The 15,441-nt window shown below is 41.6% G+C and carries 13 protein-coding genes; 3 read left to right on the forward strand and 10 right to left on the reverse strand.

Features of this window, described 5'->3' with window-relative positions; all coding sequences use genetic code 11:
- Positions 1–137 precede the first annotated feature (137 nt).
- Positions 138–1,466, reverse strand: a complete 1,329-nt coding sequence (locus NYR25_07295) for a purine permease (protein UWF33390.1) — start codon at positions 1,464–1,466, stop codon at positions 138–140.
- A 199-nt stretch (positions 1,467–1,665) separates the two neighbouring features.
- On the opposite strand from NYR25_07295, the gene NYR25_07300 reads away from it, so the two are divergent.
- Complete coding sequence (locus NYR25_07300; GenBank protein ID UWF33391.1) at positions 1,666–3,072, forward strand: C69 family dipeptidase; 1,407 nt, start codon at positions 1,666–1,668, stop codon at positions 3,070–3,072.
- A gap of 173 nt (positions 3,073–3,245) precedes the next feature.
- On the opposite strand, the gene NYR25_07305 is transcribed toward NYR25_07300, so the two are convergent.
- The 4 genes from NYR25_07305 to NYR25_07320 form a co-directional block, all read right to left on the reverse strand.
- Positions 3,246–4,478, reverse strand: a complete 1,233-nt coding sequence (locus tag NYR25_07305) for an ABC transporter permease (protein ID UWF33392.1) — start codon at positions 4,476–4,478, stop codon at positions 3,246–3,248.
- Positions 4,475–5,371, reverse strand: a complete 897-nt coding sequence (locus NYR25_07310; GenBank protein UWF33393.1) for an ABC transporter ATP-binding protein — start codon at positions 5,369–5,371, stop codon at positions 4,475–4,477. The genes NYR25_07305 and NYR25_07310 overlap by 4 nt, the downstream gene beginning before the upstream one ends.
- A 223-nt stretch (positions 5,372–5,594) precedes the next feature.
- Positions 5,595–5,945, reverse strand: a complete 351-nt coding sequence (locus tag NYR25_07315) for a helix-turn-helix domain-containing protein (protein UWF33394.1) — start codon at positions 5,943–5,945, stop codon at positions 5,595–5,597.
- An 850-nt stretch (positions 5,946–6,795) separates the two neighbouring features.
- A complete protein-coding gene (locus NYR25_07320; protein ID UWF33395.1) occupies positions 6,796–8,808 on the reverse strand; it encodes a BspA family leucine-rich repeat surface protein in 2,013 nt (670 codons plus the stop codon).
- 677 nt (positions 8,809–9,485) lie between these two features.
- Here NYR25_07320 and NYR25_07325 point away from each other — a divergent pair.
- Both NYR25_07325 and NYR25_07330 read left to right on the forward strand, forming a co-directional pair.
- On the forward strand, positions 9,486–9,938 hold the full coding sequence (locus NYR25_07325) for a hypothetical protein (GenBank protein UWF33396.1): 453 nt from the start codon (positions 9,486–9,488) through the stop codon (positions 9,936–9,938).
- A 15-nt stretch (positions 9,939–9,953) separates the two neighbouring features.
- A complete protein-coding gene (locus tag NYR25_07330; GenBank protein ID UWF33397.1) occupies positions 9,954–11,150 on the forward strand; it encodes a hypothetical protein in 1,197 nt (398 codons plus the stop codon).
- A gap of 158 nt (positions 11,151–11,308) precedes the next feature.
- Here NYR25_07330 and NYR25_07335 read toward each other — a convergent pair whose 3' ends face one another.
- The 5 genes from NYR25_07335 to tsaB are packed head-to-tail and all read right to left on the reverse strand — an operon-like array spanning position 11,309 to position 15,289.
- Positions 11,309–11,953 carry a redox-sensing transcriptional repressor Rex gene (locus NYR25_07335; GenBank protein ID UWF33398.1) on the reverse strand — a complete coding sequence of 215 codons (645 nt, stop codon included), beginning with the start codon at positions 11,951–11,953 and terminating at the stop codon, positions 11,309–11,311.
- A gap of 13 nt (positions 11,954–11,966) precedes the next feature.
- Positions 11,967–12,944 carry a beta-lactamase family protein gene (locus NYR25_07340; protein ID UWF33399.1) on the reverse strand — a complete coding sequence of 326 codons (978 nt, stop codon included), beginning with the start codon at positions 12,942–12,944 and terminating at the stop codon, positions 11,967–11,969.
- A 15-nt stretch (positions 12,945–12,959) separates the two neighbouring features.
- The gene (gene tsaD / locus NYR25_07345; protein ID UWF33400.1) at positions 12,960–13,997 is read right to left on the reverse strand and encodes a tRNA (adenosine(37)-N6)-threonylcarbamoyltransferase complex transferase subunit TsaD; all 1,038 of its coding nucleotides are present in this window, start codon (positions 13,995–13,997) and stop codon (positions 12,960–12,962) included.
- A complete protein-coding gene (rimI, locus tag NYR25_07350; protein UWF33401.1) occupies positions 13,984–14,580 on the reverse strand; it encodes a ribosomal protein S18-alanine N-acetyltransferase in 597 nt (198 codons plus the stop codon). Before rimI ends, tsaD begins: the two co-directional genes overlap by 14 nt.
- Entirely contained in the window at positions 14,561–15,289 is a 729-nt protein-coding gene (tsaB, locus tag NYR25_07355) for a tRNA (adenosine(37)-N6)-threonylcarbamoyltransferase complex dimerization subunit type 1 TsaB (GenBank protein UWF33402.1), read from the reverse strand. The genes rimI and tsaB overlap by 20 nt, the downstream gene beginning before the upstream one ends.
- Between the last annotated feature and the right edge of the window lie 152 nt (positions 15,290–15,441).

Genomic DNA, 15,441 nt, shown 5'->3' on the forward strand with positions numbered 1-15,441 from the left:
TTCCAACCTCTTTTTCTGTACTATTTTATTTTTAAACCATAAATTTCCGAAAACGAAAATTAGGGAGCTCCGTTTAGCTTGAAAAACGGCAGTAATACCGAATTTAGCACCACGACCATTTTGTTAAGACGCAAAAGCTATCCAGCTTTTTGCTCACTATCTACGTCCAGTCCTTTCGTCCCGTTCAATAGAAGATTCATGATGATCGCCGTCACACATCCAACCACCATCCCGTTATCTAAAATGGTTTGCACGGTTGCTGGCAAAATGTGGAATAAGGTTGGTTGAGTGGTTACCCCCAAGCCAATTCCAATCGAGACCGCAATTACTAGCAAGTTGTTAACCGTCATATCAACCGCTGCCAGCATCTTAATTCCTTGGGCCCCCACCATGCCAAACATTACCAGCATTGCACCGCCAAGTACCGATGTTGGAATTAACGTTGCAATCGCACTAAACTTTGGAATCAAACCTAAAATTAATAACATCCCTGCTGAAAAATAAATTGGGCGCAATTTTTTAATTCCGGATAGTTGCACAATCCCCACGTTTTGGGAAAAGGTCGAGTACGGGAAAGTGTTAAAGATTCCGCCTAGGATTGCAGCAATCCCTTCCGAGCGGTAACCGCGCTTTAAATCATCCGCCGTTAGTTTTCGTTCGGTAATGTCGGCTAATGCAAAGTAAACACCGGTAGATTCAATCATACAAGTTACCGCAGCCAACAACATCGTTAAGATAGAAGACCATTCAAACTTCGGAGTCGCAAAGTAAAACGGCAGCGGAATTTTTAACCAACTTGCTTGGCTAATCGGTGTTGGATCAATTAATCCCATTAATACGGCGATTAAGGATCCTACCACGATCCCAATTAAAACCGAGATTCGTTTGATAAATCCGTGCGTGAAAACCTGAATCAAAATAATAATTAATGCAGTTACAAAACCTAAAATCAAGTTGCTAGCACTACCAAAGTGAGGATCCGCGACGTTCCCGCCCCCGATATTTTGAAAGGCGACCGGGATTAACGTAAACCCAATCAGGGTAATCAACGCACCGGTTACCACCACCGGGAAAAATTTTCGTAACCGTGCAAAGAGCCCGCTAATCAAGAAGACGAAAATTCCAGCGGCAATTACTCCTCCGTACATATAATCCCAACCGAAGGTGTTCCCAATGTGTTCCATCGGCGCTAAGTATTCCACCGCCGATCCTAACACCACAGGTAAGGCAATCCCGGTGAGCGGCGTACGCTTAATTTGTAAGAAGGTCGCCACTCCGCACATAAAGATGTCCACGGAAATTAAATACGTCATTTGTTGGGCGTTAAATTTCAACGCTGCCCCAATTAAAAGCGGGATTAAAATATCCCCCGCGTACATTGCTAGTAAATGCTGAAAAGCCAATAAAATTGTCTTTGGTGTTGACAGTCGTTCTTCTTGTAAAACTTGCGACTCAAATTCCTTCATCTCATCCTCCACTATATCAGTAATTATTTTCGGTTTATAACGAACATTTTAGCATAATAGTCAGCGTTTAAAAAGATGAATAACGAACTTTATTTTACAAAAAAGGTTCATCAAATAAATATTGTTCGTCTATTGTTCCTGTGAGTTTTGTGCAAAAGTTATATAATGGTTATATAAAACAATAAAGGAGTGTTTATCAATGAACAAACGCATTCACGGTTCTTGTACCACTATTTTAGTTGGTAAAAAAGCCTCCATCGACGGTTCAACGATCATTTCGCGGAACGACGACGGCCACGAAGCCCTCGATCCCCAACGTTTTGTCGCTGTTAATCCCGATGAACAACCGCAAAATTATCGTGCCGTAATCAGTGGAGTTGAGATTAAGCTTCCCGACAACCCGTTACGTTACACTTCCATGCCAAATTCCATTTTAACGAACGGAATTTGGCCCGCAGCCGGCATTAACAGCGAAAACGTCGCAATGTCTGCTACCGAAACCATTACTACTAATTCCCGTATCCTCGGAATTGACCCTTACGTAGAAGGTGGGATTGGTGAAGAAGACATTGTTACGCTAGTTTTACCATACATCCACAGCGCCCGGGAAGGCGTTTTACGAATGGGCAAACTCCTAGAAGAGTATGGAACCTACGAACCTAACGGAATTGCCTTTTCAGACAACGAAGAAGTTTGGTGGCTTGAAACCATCGGCGGACACCACTGGGCTGCAGTTCGCATCCCTGATGATGCCTACGTAGTTGCACCTAACCGGATGAACATCGACCACTTTGATTTTGACTCGGAAGATACCTTATGCTCGGCAGATTTGAAGGATTTGATTGAAAAATACCACCTTAACCCTGATTACGACGGGTACAACTTCCGCCACATTTTCGGTAGTGCATCGATTAAAGACACGGTTTACAACAACCCGCGGACTTGGTACGGACAAAAATACTTCAATCCCGAAATCGAACACGACCCAATGGACCAAGACTTGCCATTCATTTGCCATGCGGACAAGAAGATTTCAATTGAAGACGTTAAGTTTGTCTTGAGTTCGCATTTTGAAAATACGGAATACGATCCTTACGGTAACGGTACCGAAGACCAAAAGAAACTCTTCCGGCCAATCGGAATCAACCGGAACCACAACGTGCACATTTTACAAATCCGTAACGATGTGCCCGCTGAAATCGCTGGAATTCATTGGCTAGCTTACGGCGCCAACACGTTTAATACGGTGGTTCCGTTCTACGCGAACGTCAACGACACTCCGGACGTTTATAAAAACGCCACCGGCACGTTTGACCTTAACAACATGTACTGGTTAAGCTGTACGACCGCCCTCCTTGGAGATACCGACTACGATTTGTACGTCGACCTCCGCAACACCTTCGAACTTGAAGCAATGGGTGCGTACCGGCACATCCAAAACGAAACTGACCAAAACTTCGCTACGCAAAGCGATCCAGTGAAGTATCTGGAAGCAGCTAACGAAAAATTAGCTCACGAATCCTTCACTCGTCAAACTAAGTTACTTGGTGAAATGGTCACCTTGGGCTCAGCACACATGAAGTTAAGATATAACTTGAACGACTAGCCTTCGTTAATAACTAGCGAAACTAAAAACGCTTCTTAAGATTAATTTCTTAAGGAGCGTTTTAATTTAGTTAGCTTTCCCAGTGGTGAATCAAGGGTAAGCATTTCAAAATTCGGTCCTAGTTACCTACTCACAAATTTCCAAGGCTTATCAACCACATTGGGGAATTAATGCTATTTGCGTTTCATTTGTAAACTACGCCGAAACGCCTTAAAGATTCCTTCGTTATTATAAACGAGCACGTTACGTTCGTAAGCTTTAGCGCTCAACCAGCAAAAGGCCAATAAAAAAATAACGTTAATGCCTCCAGCCACGCCAGCCGCGGTCAGACTTGCTTGATCAACGCCGTAACGCACCGGCATCACCATCGGGCTGGTAAACGGTAGGTAACTTAAAACCGTCGTTACCATTCCTTGGCTATCCGGAGCTTGGATTGCCGCAAAGAAACCAAACATCGCAATCAAAGTTGCCGGCACCGCCGCTTGCGCAATTTGTTCTTGGTTGGTAACCAACGAACCGCAAAGGGCCGCTAAAATTGCGTACGTAAAAACTCCCAGGATGAAAAAGCCAATTGAAATACTGAGGAAAAGCAGATCGATTTCGTGCCACGGAATTTGGCTAATTAAATTGTGCAACTTGCCGGATTGACCGCTGGTTAACCAAACCACCACCCCGACTAACAGATAAACCAGTAGGTGAATTAACGTCAACAGCCCCACGCCAAGCAATTTACCGTAAAATTGGGTCTTCGCCTTCACTGCGGTTAAAATTGATTCTTCAATTCGGGAACCTTTTTCAGTACCAATTTCTTGGGCAATGACGTTTCCGTAACTAATTAAGAAAATGTACATCGGCAACGCAATCAGTTGGGCCACGATCATCTTTAACTGTCGGTTACCGGAGTTAACCGTGGTCACCCGTCCCTTCTTAAGGCTAACCGTTTTCGTAGTTAGCTCCGGCGTTCGTAACAGCTGAGCCAACTGTTGCTGACTTAGCCCCAGCGCTTTAGCCGTATTGGCCGTATTCAAAACCGCTAAGTCTTGTTGCACATCGTCTTCTTCAACGTCAGCACCTTTTTTATTAATCGTTAATTTTGAATGCTGCATGTGTGCATCGATGGTCAGAATCCCATCAACTTTAGTACTTTTTAATGCCCGTTCAGCATCTTTTTTAGTAGAGTACTCCCGGTAGCGCAAATCCACGTGCTGCGTAGCAGAAAGCTCCTTCACGATTTCCGGCGGAGCCACCACTGCCACGGTAGCTTTAGAGTCTTTATGGCCACTATAAATACCGATTCCTACCATGATTCCAGCTATAATCAGCGGCAATAAAACCAGCGACCACCAAGAAAAACTGGTGACGTTCTTTTTTAAAACTTGCTTCGCGATAATCATTAATTTATTCATTCCGGGTCACCAGCCTTAATCTTAAAAATCTCGTCTAAAGTAGGCGGTTGTTGACTAAATTCTTGTAGATAACCATCACGCGTTACCAGTTCAAAAATTTGATGGCCAACTGTGGGTTCCGTTAGTTCTAAAACTAACCGGCCCGCCCGCGTAGTAACTCGCTGAACTCCCGGAACAGCTGCCAAATCTGTCGCCGTAAATCGGTCCGTACGCAGATACACTCGCGTATCCCCAAAGCGTTGGCGAATTTCGTTAACCTTCCCATTGAGAACTACCTGACCATCTTTTAACATTACCAACTGGTCCGATAGATCTTCGATATTCGTCATGTCGTGGCTTGAAAAGATAATCGCGGTTCCATTTTGGCGTAAAAACCGAATCCCTTCCTTCAATAATCCCGCATTTACCGGATCCAGCCCCGAAAAAGGTTCATCAAGGATCGCTAGTTTAGGCATGAAAATTAACGCCGCAATTAACTGAACTTTTTGTTGGTTTCCTTTTGATAAATTCTTGATTTTCTCTTTACGATTTCCCTTCACCTGAAACCGGTCCATCCATTCGTCCAACTGAGTTAAAATAGCCCGCTTTTTCATTCCGTGCAACTGACCGAAAAACAAGACTTGCTGTTCAATAGTCATTTTAGGATATAATCCCCGTTCTTCTGGAAGATACCCGATCCAATCCCGTTTTAGCTGGCTAATCGGCTGACCATCCCAACTAATTTCTCCTTCGTCAGGCGTTAAAAAATCTAAAATCATCCGAAACGTAGTTGTTTTCCCCGCTCCGTTTTGCCCAATCAACCCTAAAATTTCACCAGGGCGAACCTCAAAAGTTTCGTCGTTGACGGCACAGTGTGTTCCAAAGTATTTACTAACGTGGTCAATTGATAACATCGTAGCTCCTTTCTTTCTAATCCAATCCAAGCATTGATTATGGGTATTATAGCAAAGCAACCGGATCTTGAACGCGCTTTATTAAAATAAGCCACGATTTTTGGAACCGCCCTCCCAACAAAAAAAGACCGGAAAAAGCAATTGTCCGCTTTTCCGATCTAATTTCACACGTAATTTACAATTTAATTACTAAGGCACGAGTAGCTTCTCCGACTTTGCACTACTAACCGTTGCTTTTAGGTTGTAACAATTCAATAATGTCGATAATATTCTTAGATAACTCTTCTGCTTCTAACTCATTCATATCTTCTAAAATACGCATTAACTTAGTTAAATATAATCCCCGATGCTGCTGACGGTTTTCATTGACCTGCAAAAGTTCGACGGTGTTTAAGCCCAATGCAGCCGCAATTGCTTCAATATTCTTCCAACTAATGTTTTGGTTATCGGTTCTTTCAATTCGCGAAATGAAGTTGACTGATAAATCACTTTTTTCAGCTAATTCTTCTTGAGTTAAGCCGCTCTCCTTACGAACTTGTTTAATTAATTTTCCAATATTTATATTTGCACTCATATTGCACCTCGCGTCTTGTTATAAGTCGACAATAAAGGTTTTTTACCCCGTTGATAACAAAATATAGTCAATTAGGTGATGTATATATATTATTACAAACGAAAAAAGTTCGCGATTTTACCGCCTCAAAACCCCGAACTTTACCAAAATATTAACCTTTTACCATTCGATTCCGAACGATTTACGCCTACCAAAATTAATGTATCGTTTATTAAACTTTTTACCATTTTACTCCTGATAAAAAATAATTTCCAGTAGCCCGTAACCTTTAAAAAAACAAGTTAATTTATCCTTTTCCCATTCTTAAAAGCAGCCCCCAAATTATCTTCAACGTTGATTTAATGGGATTTCGCGCCGGTTCCTAAATTCGAGCACGTAACTTAAATTTGTCGCCAAGCTTGGTTAAGAAGTTTTCAAAACCATTATCCAACTTTTAAAATAACAATATTTGCACACACAAGCCGCATAGGCAGTTATTCAACTTTTTTTACATACCTACCTTTATTTTTCATTACCAAAAGTTTTATTTTCAGCACTAATTCAACAATCATAGTCCTAATTTCCGATCTTTATAAATCCAATTTAAATCACTGTACAGTTTATTATACGTGCATATATTAACACAAAGATAAGCACTTTATAGTGTTAAAACAAGTTCGAATTTATTACCATTCTGCCCTGGTACTTCAACCGTTACCCAAGTTGGTTAATCGTGTTTAGGGTTGGTTATGGGCTAAAACTTTAAATCAAACAACTTTAGAGTTTGTAAATCTAAAGTAAACAAAAAAGACGAGTCCAGAAATTCTGAATTCGTCTTTTAATATGTTTGTAATCTTTAAAAAGCGATTATCTAGTTTTTACGTTGTTTCTTAACCAAGCCAACTACCGCCAATAGACTTAACATTGCTAAGCCAATTACGCTAAGCAAAGTTGTGGATTGTTTCTTTTCATTTGTTTGTGGCAAAGTCTTGGCAGATGCTTGGTTAGAACGAGTTTGGCCGTTCGCACGATCTTGTGGCGCAAACACAGCATTGGATTGGGCACCAGCATTATCGTTGTTAATACCACCATTAGGATCAACGATTGCTCCACCGTTTTGTTGGTTGTTAGTGTCGGTTGCTTGCCCATTGTTTACAGCAGCGCCGTTGCCATTAGCGTGCTTTCCATTATCTACATCATTTGCATTTGATGAATTGTTGCCGGCATTATCCTTACCATCATTTTGGCTTGGTTGATTGCTGTCAGCATTGTTTTTTCCGTTATTTTGGTCTGGCTTATTACTGTCAGCATCGTTTTTGCCATCATTTTGGTCTGCCTTATTACTGTCAGCATTGTCTTTGCCATCATTTTGATCCGGCTTATTACTGTCAGCATCGTTTTTGCCATCATTTTGGTCCGGCTTATTGTTGTCAGCATCGTTTTTGCCATCATTTTGGTCCGGCTTATTGTTGTCAGTATCGTTTTTGCCATCATTTTGGTCCGGCTTATTGTTGTTGGTATCATTCTTGCCATCATTCTGACCTGAATTATTGCTATGAGAGTCGTCTTTATCGTTGTTTGGTTGATTATCGTCGTTTGTAACTAACGTATACGTCTCTGCTTTGTCACTACCGTTTTTATTGAGGAAGTCTTCAATTTCATCATAAGTATAAACCTTTCCCGTACTTCCAACCCTCCATTTTTGGTCTTGTTTATACCCTATATAAAAATCTGCACCTGGGTTAACCGGACCAATCTTAACACTCTTTAAATAGTCGCAATAAGATAAATCCATAACTCTATCAATGCGAAGCCCACTCACATCTAAGTCTTCAATACTTGAACCATCAAACATGCCTATATACTCATGAGTACCATGAACGCCGTTGATTTGTGCAGTTTTCCAACTACTTAAATCTAACTTAGTTAAGCTAGCAGTGTCTTGAAACATATTACCAAAATCTTCTACTTTAGATACGTCCCAGCCCGTAACATTCAATTTGCTTAATGAGGTACAATCAGCAAACGTATACACCATATCAGTGACTTGACTAGTATTCCAATTCGAAAGATCCAAATCATTTAAACTCGTGTCACCCATGAAGATGGAGTTCAAGTTTTTCAAGTGACTTGTATCCCATTTTTCAATTCCTTCAATTGTTTTTAATTGTGGGTTTATTGAAAAGTCAATAGTATCTAAGTCTTCTCCAAAGTGTAATTTGTCTGCATTTACAATTCTTGTTAGGTTATCGTAACCGCCAAAATATCTTTCCGTATACGATGGCATCGTATCCCAATAAACGTCACCATCAAACTGAATAACATTTACATCTTTTTTGTTCCACTCTTTGTCACCGTATACCATGTCTAGATGACCACTATTTAGATGTAAAGTTCCTTGGTTATCAAGGGTCCAATTTACCGTACCTACTGTACCGGAATCTTTTTTACTGTCTTGCACACTTTTTGTGGATTCCTTAGTTACATCATTATTCTTTATATCCTTTTGGCTATTTTCAGAACTTTGAGCTGTAGATTCATTTATATCTTTCTTATCATCCACAACCGCATTTTTTGTAGTTTGGCTATCTTTTTCAGTCGACTTATCCACTACTGGTGTTGAGACTGTGCTACTACTTGGAGCTGACGAGTTAGCTGCTGCATTTGATGCCGTACTAGCCACTTTTGCAGCACTACTATCCACTTTAACAGCCGTGCTCGCTGCGGCCGGTGTGGTTTCTTGAACTTGTTCAGTTTGTGGGGCTTGTGCTGGAGCGTTAGCCGTTGCGACTTCATCGGCGTTCGCACTTGCCACGCTACCAGCTGTTGCCATTCCCCCGGCAACGATTGCTGCAACAAGCCATTTTTTACCACTCTTATACATCTTAAAACGCTTTTTAGTTTACATAAACCTACTCCTTAATATGTATTAATTAATCCTCTTACTCATACCTCTAAAGTGTAACTCTTGTGTAATAGCATTTCAATATTATATTCATATAAATAAAGTGTATAAAATAGTACAAAAAACTAACAAAATTCATCCCTAAAAATCTAAAAATTTTCAGTATTCAGATCGATGAACTATGATTTTACGATGATATTTAGGTAACCATGCACTAGATTAAAATTTAGTGCATTAATAAAATTCGTTCCAAAATAATACATATTTTTTCACTCTACCTATATGAATATAAAAACATTAGTGATAACATTTTATAGTGTCTGCGGTACTAATACCCCAAAAATTTTATTAAGGAGGGAAAAGCTAACCCAGAGCGTAAGCAGTTGCCATTTTCGTCAAGGTGTTTACGCGCTAAGAAATCAACTACTGGTCGACCCCACCTTTTTAAGAAATCAATCATCTTATCCAAATCCATTTTTTAGTGTTTAAATTCATTGGCTACTAGGAAATGAATTTTTTTATGTTTTTTTAAAGGCCCTTATATTAATTCACGGTTGAGGTCTTAAAAACGTACGGTCCGAGCTAAGTAGTTAAAGTATCGGGGACGGTCGTCAAAATACTTATTTAAATAAAAATACTACGGAGGAGTTTAAGGAATGAATTTTATTAAACAACATAAGTGGATCGCCATCATTGTCGCAATCATAATCGTTGTTGCTGGTGGTTACCGCTACGCTAACCGTGGTCAATACGCCATCCAAAATAAAGTCATGACGGTTGGAATGCGAGCTGATGGTGAAGTGGCCTATGACAAATCCGCCAAAGCCATTTTTAAGCCTGACCATAGCGTAAAGTTTATAGGCAATAAAAACGGAATGGACGAATTTGGCAAAGTTAAATGGTCTGCTAAAGGAAGCGAAGTTTTCTTAAAGAGCTGGGGAGTTCGTTTAGCAACCATCGACACGGCTCATAAAGTAACTTTTAAAGGTCATCCCGCATACCGAGCAAATATTGATTTGAAGAAGGTTCTATCAAGCGCTGGTTACGATGATGCTAGCGACCTGGTTGACGATGACTACAGTGTGACGCTCTACTTTGTCTTAAAATAATTAAAGGAGATTAAAATGGATAAATTTAAAGCATTCATTACCCAAAACAAAAAATTAGTGTACGGCGTAATCGCCATCCTTATCATTGCCGTAGGTGCAAAAATGGGATACGACTACCACAGTAATAACATTATTTCCCGAATTGAAGTAAAATTCTCCGGTTATAATGGACATGGTTACGCACAGATCAGTAATAGCGAATCCGTAAACAAGTATATGACTCGGCGTGTTTTGGAAAAAAATCATATTAAAAAGGACATAATTAATAAGATTGTGGACCACCCTACTGCCTTCGATTACGACATGCTTTCTTCGGAAGACCAATACAAAATTCAATCCTCAATGGAGGACCTTTCCTCAACTAGGTTAGAATTCAAGGGAAAATCAAGCGACCTTAAAAATGGCGATAAGGTTACCGTAACTTTTAAAAACAGCAACTCTGAGCTACCTTTCCGCGACGGTAAAAAGACTTTCATGGTTAAGGGCTTGAAGAAAACTACCAAAGTTTCCTCTAACAAAGTTTTTAACCAACTCAAAATAAAGGCGCTTGGAATTAATGGCAAGGGACAAGTTGCACTTGCTAGCAAAAATTCCGACCTAATCGATAGCAACATCAAGGTAAAAAATAACGGACACCTCAGCAACGGCGACGTTGTTTCACTCACGTTGCCAAAAGCTGCCTTCAAAGATGATAGCGGCAAGCACCAGTACACTGGTTCTAGAACGTTTAAATATAAGATTTCCGGTCTAATCGATAGCAAATCAATTACTAACATCGACGATATCACCGATGCTACCGATACCGTTATGAATGACTATACGGACGATAAGCGCATACTTGATGATAAATACACATCTAAGTTTGTGAACCTATACGTGACCCCGTATAACGAAAACGAAGATGAATACTATGATGACGACGACACTAGCGAAGTTTCAAGCAAAGTAGAAGTTGCGGATGCTTCTGAAAGCAGCAGTTCTTCCAGCAACAAACTATCCATCGTTGCCATTTACAACGTCATCGCTCCAGATGCAGACGATGACGACGATCCCGAAAACGTTGCTGTTCAGGTGGACAATCTTTCACTGAAGGACGGCAAATTGAACATCAAGGATAAGAAGATCACGTCTAGCGATAATATTTCGACCCTTAGCGATTCAATTAAAACTTACGAACGTAACCTAGAAGTTTCCGGACTTAAATTAAAATAAGCAATTGTAAAAAAATGGGCGTTTCAGAAAAATCTGAAACGTCCATTTTATTATGTACCGGGAAATTATTTCCCTTATTAGAGCACTGAGTCGATCTACAATTCATACCAAATAAAAAAACTTACCGCAATATTTTAACAGTAAGCTCTTTTGCGTGGTTAATCTAATTCTTCGATTTCCCGACGGTTGATTCCATAGATTAATGATTGTAATTCTACAGAAAGGTCCACGTCTTGCACAATTACCTTTTCCGGTACGCTTAACGGCACCGTGGTAAAGTTCAAAATTCCTTGAACCCCAGCTTCTAAAAGCTGTTCCGTAATTTCTTGTGCTTTTTCTGCGGGAACCGCGAGGATTGCAACCGTAATTTGTTGTTCCTCAATCTGTTCCTTCAAGTCCTTAATATCGTAAACCGGAACTTGGTTTTGAACCGTGTTCACTAGTTCAGGATTAATATCAAACGCCGCGGTAATCCGCGCATTACCAACCCGGTGGAACTTGAAGTTTAATAAAGCGCGTCCTAGATTTCCGACCCCAACTAAGGCAACGTTTGCGTTAATATCCTGTCTCAACGCGTCGTCAAACAGTTCCAAAAGTTTTTGGACATCATAACCGTATCCGCGTCGGCCCATTTGTCCAAAGTAAGAAAAGTCCCGCCGAATGGTCGCTGCGTCAATTTGCAAATATTCCGCCAGCATTGCTGATGAAACTTTTTCTACTTTTTGGTCTGATAATCGCCGCAAATAGCGGTAATACAAGGGTAACCGACGGGTGGTCGGAATTGAAAGTTTAAAATTAGCCATTTCTCCACATCCTCTACTGAACAACTTTTAATATTTCATCGCGCATCGCCAAGTGAACCTTTTCGTCCTCGACGTAGTCATGTAACACCACGAGGCCATGCTTATTTTGATTGTTAAAGGCAATTAAGCCAGTTGGGCTGCTGCCATAAAAGACATCCCGATTTTCTTTGAACCGGCACCATCCGAGGGATTGACCATCGACGTCAATCTTTTTGATTCCGTCAAACAACTGCGGATCAAGAATTTCTTTTCCTTGGTAACTACCCCGGTTGATCATCATTTCGGTGAAAACCGTTAGATCATTTAATGTCGAGAATAATCCAGCGTGCCCGCTTTCTCCATTTAACAACAATCCTAGCTGATCTTCAACCTGTCCTTGAATTTGTCCCCGCTTAGGATCATTTCGGGTAGGAACAAACCGCATCTTTGGTCGGTTGAGGTTAAACCCACTGTTGGTCATCGCTAACGGATACAAGATTTTATCCTGCACCGCCCGGTCAATGGATCCGTCCACCGTCCGGATGATAATTCCTAGAAGGGCAAAATTTAACGGAGAAACCTGCACGTGGTCGCCAGGTGTAAAATCTGTGTCCACCATGTAAAGGGCGTTGATAAATTCAATGCCGGTCAACCGGTACATTCCCGGAATTTCTACCGGAATCCCACTAGTGTGCGTTAATAGGTGCAACACTTGAATGTCCGGGTTAGAAAAGCCTGGTAGGTATTTTTTAATCGGATCCTTCAAACGAACTTCTTGAATGGCTAGCAGTTGAAAAATCCGCGTCGTGGTCGCAATTACTTCGGTCATTGAACCCACGTCGTAAATCATCGAAGGGTCAAGACACACATTACCTTCTTTACCACCCTGCACGCCTTCGTAACGGCTTTCAATTTCGTTTGGTAAAATGAAGCTATACGAAGCCCCGTTAATATAGTGTTGTTGAATTCCTTTTTCAATCACCTGATGAATCTGGTGCATTTGCTCAGTCATTTTTGCCACCTCTTTTTATTTAATCGCGCCCGGTTCCCAGTCAAATTCCAGACTCGGATCGGCGTTAAGCGTCAAATCGGCAAACACTCCGTGACGCATCAGCATTTCGCCGGCTGCCCCAATCATCGCGCCGTTATCGCCGCAAAGTTTCAAAGGCGCCTTGACGAAGTCTAAATCAGTAAATTGGGCATTGAGTTGTTGATCTAAGGCATCCCGTAAGCCCCGGTTTGCGGCAACGCCCCCCGCTAAGATCAATTGTTTGATTTCCAAAGCCTTGCAGGCCCGAATCGTCTTTGCCACGATCACGTCCACCACGCTTTGTTGAAAACTAGCTGCCAAGTCCGCTTTACTTAGTTCTTCGTGTACTTGGTCCGCATGGTGCACCGTGTTGATAAACGCGCTCTTTAACCCGCTAAAACTAAAGTCGAAGTTGTCATCGTGCTCCATTGCACGGGGAAAATGGAAGGTGTCTTGCCCTTGGTGTGCTAGCTCATCAATTGCTTTGCCAGCAGGGTACTTTAAGCCCATTACCCTTCCTACTTTATCATAAGCTTCTCCAGCCGCGTCGTCACGTGTTTCGCCAATAATTTTAAATTCGTTTTCCGCCGCCATGTACACCAATTCGGTGTGCCCGCCAGAAACCAGGAGGGCTAACGCTGGGAACTTAATTGGTTTAACAAACCGCGCCGCGTAGATATGTCCCATCATATGGTTAACCGGGATTAATGGCAAATGATTTGCAAACGCGAAGGCCTTCGCCGCGGAAACTCCCACTAAAAGGGCCCCCACTAGTCCGGGTCCATAGGTGACTGCTACGGCAGTCAAATCTGTAGTTTGCACCTGCGCCTGCTTTAAGGCCTGGTCAATGCATAGGGTGATTTGTTCAATGTGGTGTCTGCTAGCCACTTCCGGAACCACCCCGCCAAACCGCTGGTGACTGTCAATTTGGGTGGCAATGATGTTTGATAAAATGGTGTCCCCATTTTTAATAACCGCTACGCTTGTTTCATCGCAGCTGGATTCAATTGCTAATATTAAACTATCTTGTTCCACGATATCCTCCCCGCCATTTCGATAAATCTAGTTGCATATCGATGGCGTCTTCATGGTCACCGAAGTAGTAGCCCTTTTTCAAACCGACGTTTTCAAAACCAATCTTCAAATATAACGCCTGGGCATTAATGTTGCTCTTTCGCACCTCTAAGGTAACCTTTTTGTATTCAATGAACTGTGCTTTCCGCACAATTGCCTCAATCAGAAACGAACCGATCCCCTGATTTTGGTATTCAGGAAGAATGGCCACGTTGGTAATGTGGGCAGTCTTTGTCCGGTCGTTAAACGAAGCGCCGATAAAGCCCATCAACTGGTCATTATGTCGAATTACTAGGTAGAGTCGGTCGCCCTTTCTCCTTAACTCATTAGCAAACGCCGTCCGGTCCCAGGGAGTCTGTCCGTCATATACGGCCCGTTCCACCATTAAAATTTCGGGGATGTCCGTATTGGTTGCCTGAGCCACAAAGTAGCTTTGTCCTTCAATCACCACGTTATGATGTGCGATTTCAAAGGCTTCTTCCCTTAGCCGGCGAGTTCGATTAAATAAGGTTCCTTGTGCCCAATTAATTAATTTGTCGAACATATGATTCTTTACTCTCATCGTTTGGATGTTTTTCCTTCCAATTTCTTTCCGCTTCAGTTACTCGTAAATATGCTGGTACAAAAGTATAGTAATTTTCTAAGGTTTGTTTTTGTAAACCTAATAAGCCTAACGCATAGGCATTTGGTAGGCTATTCAGCGCGGTAGAATGGTCTGCGATCACCCGCAAAGTATCCTCCACCATTGGCTGAAATTTTTCAAAATGGTTATTAACAAAGTAAACCGACCGGCCTAACTCGTTAATTTTTGTCAGTAAGGATTCAAAACTCAAATGTTGGTCAGCCACCACTGGGGTAACTTCCATGCCGCGTTTCTCGTAAATTCCCGCAAAGACGTTTTGATTGCGGGCGTCGAAAAACGGTACCACCAACCCATCGTTTGGTGCATTTGGCACTAACATCGCCAAACTAGAAATGCCTACCAACTCAATTTCCAACGTCATCGCCAAGGTCTTTGCCGTGGTAACCGCGATGCGTAGTCCGGTGTATGACCCCGGTCCCTTAGCTACCACAATACGATCTAAATCCGTTAACGCAACTTCGGCCGTTTTTAGCGTCTGTGAAATAATTGGCATAAGTTGCTTACTATGGTTTCTTTTAATGTTAGTAGTTTGGATCGCCAGTAATTGGTCATTTTCCAGTACCGCGACACTCAGTGCAACGTTGGACGTGTCCAATGCTAAAATTTTCATTTGGTTCGCTCCTCTTTTAATCCCTTCTCACATTATCCTACAGAAACCGGCTTCCGACAACTATAGGAACGCATAGAGGCTGAGAAAAAATTTTTCTCAGCCTCTATTGTAAATTGATTTATCAATTGCTTTCTATAATAACCATAAAAACG

The sequence above is a fragment of the Pediococcus acidilactici genome, from assembly GCA_024970065.1.
GTDB classification, from domain to species: domain Bacteria; phylum Bacillota; class Bacilli; order Lactobacillales; family Lactobacillaceae; genus Pediococcus; species Pediococcus acidilactici_A.

Bases quoted from the DNA above. Each gene is read 5' to 3' on its own strand.
- NYR25_07340 (UWF33399.1), bottom strand. From the start codon at position 12,944: ATGACTGAGCAAATGCACCAGATTCATCAGGTGATTGAAAAAGGAATT.
- NYR25_07310 (UWF33393.1), bottom strand. From the start codon at position 5,371: ATGTTATCAATTGACCACGTTAGTAAATACTTTGGAACACACTGTGCC.
- tsaB (UWF33402.1), bottom strand. From the start codon at position 15,289: ATGAAAATTTTAGCATTGGACACGTCCAACGTTGCACTGAGTGTCGCG.
- NYR25_07300 (UWF33391.1), top strand. From the start codon at position 1,666: ATGAACAAACGCATTCACGGTTCTTGTACCACTATTTTAGTTGGTAAA.
- NYR25_07295 (UWF33390.1), bottom strand. From the start codon at position 1,466: ATGAAGGAATTTGAGTCGCAAGTTTTACAAGAAGAACGACTGTCAACA.
- rimI (UWF33401.1), bottom strand. From the start codon at position 14,580: ATGTTCGACAAATTAATTAATTGGGCACAAGGAACCTTATTTAATCGA.
- NYR25_07330 (UWF33397.1), top strand. From the start codon at position 9,954: ATGGATAAATTTAAAGCATTCATTACCCAAAACAAAAAATTAGTGTAC.
- NYR25_07305 (UWF33392.1), bottom strand. From the start codon at position 4,478: ATGAATAAATTAATGATTATCGCGAAGCAAGTTTTAAAAAAGAACGTC.
- NYR25_07315 (UWF33394.1), bottom strand. From the start codon at position 5,945: ATGAGTGCAAATATAAATATTGGAAAATTAATTAAACAAGTTCGTAAG.
- NYR25_07325 (UWF33396.1), top strand. From the start codon at position 9,486: ATGAATTTTATTAAACAACATAAGTGGATCGCCATCATTGTCGCAATC.
- NYR25_07335 (UWF33398.1), bottom strand. From the start codon at position 11,953: ATGGCTAATTTTAAACTTTCAATTCCGACCACCCGTCGGTTACCCTTG.
- NYR25_07320 (UWF33395.1), bottom strand. From the start codon at position 8,808: ATGTATAAGAGTGGTAAAAAATGGCTTGTTGCAGCAATCGTTGCCGGG.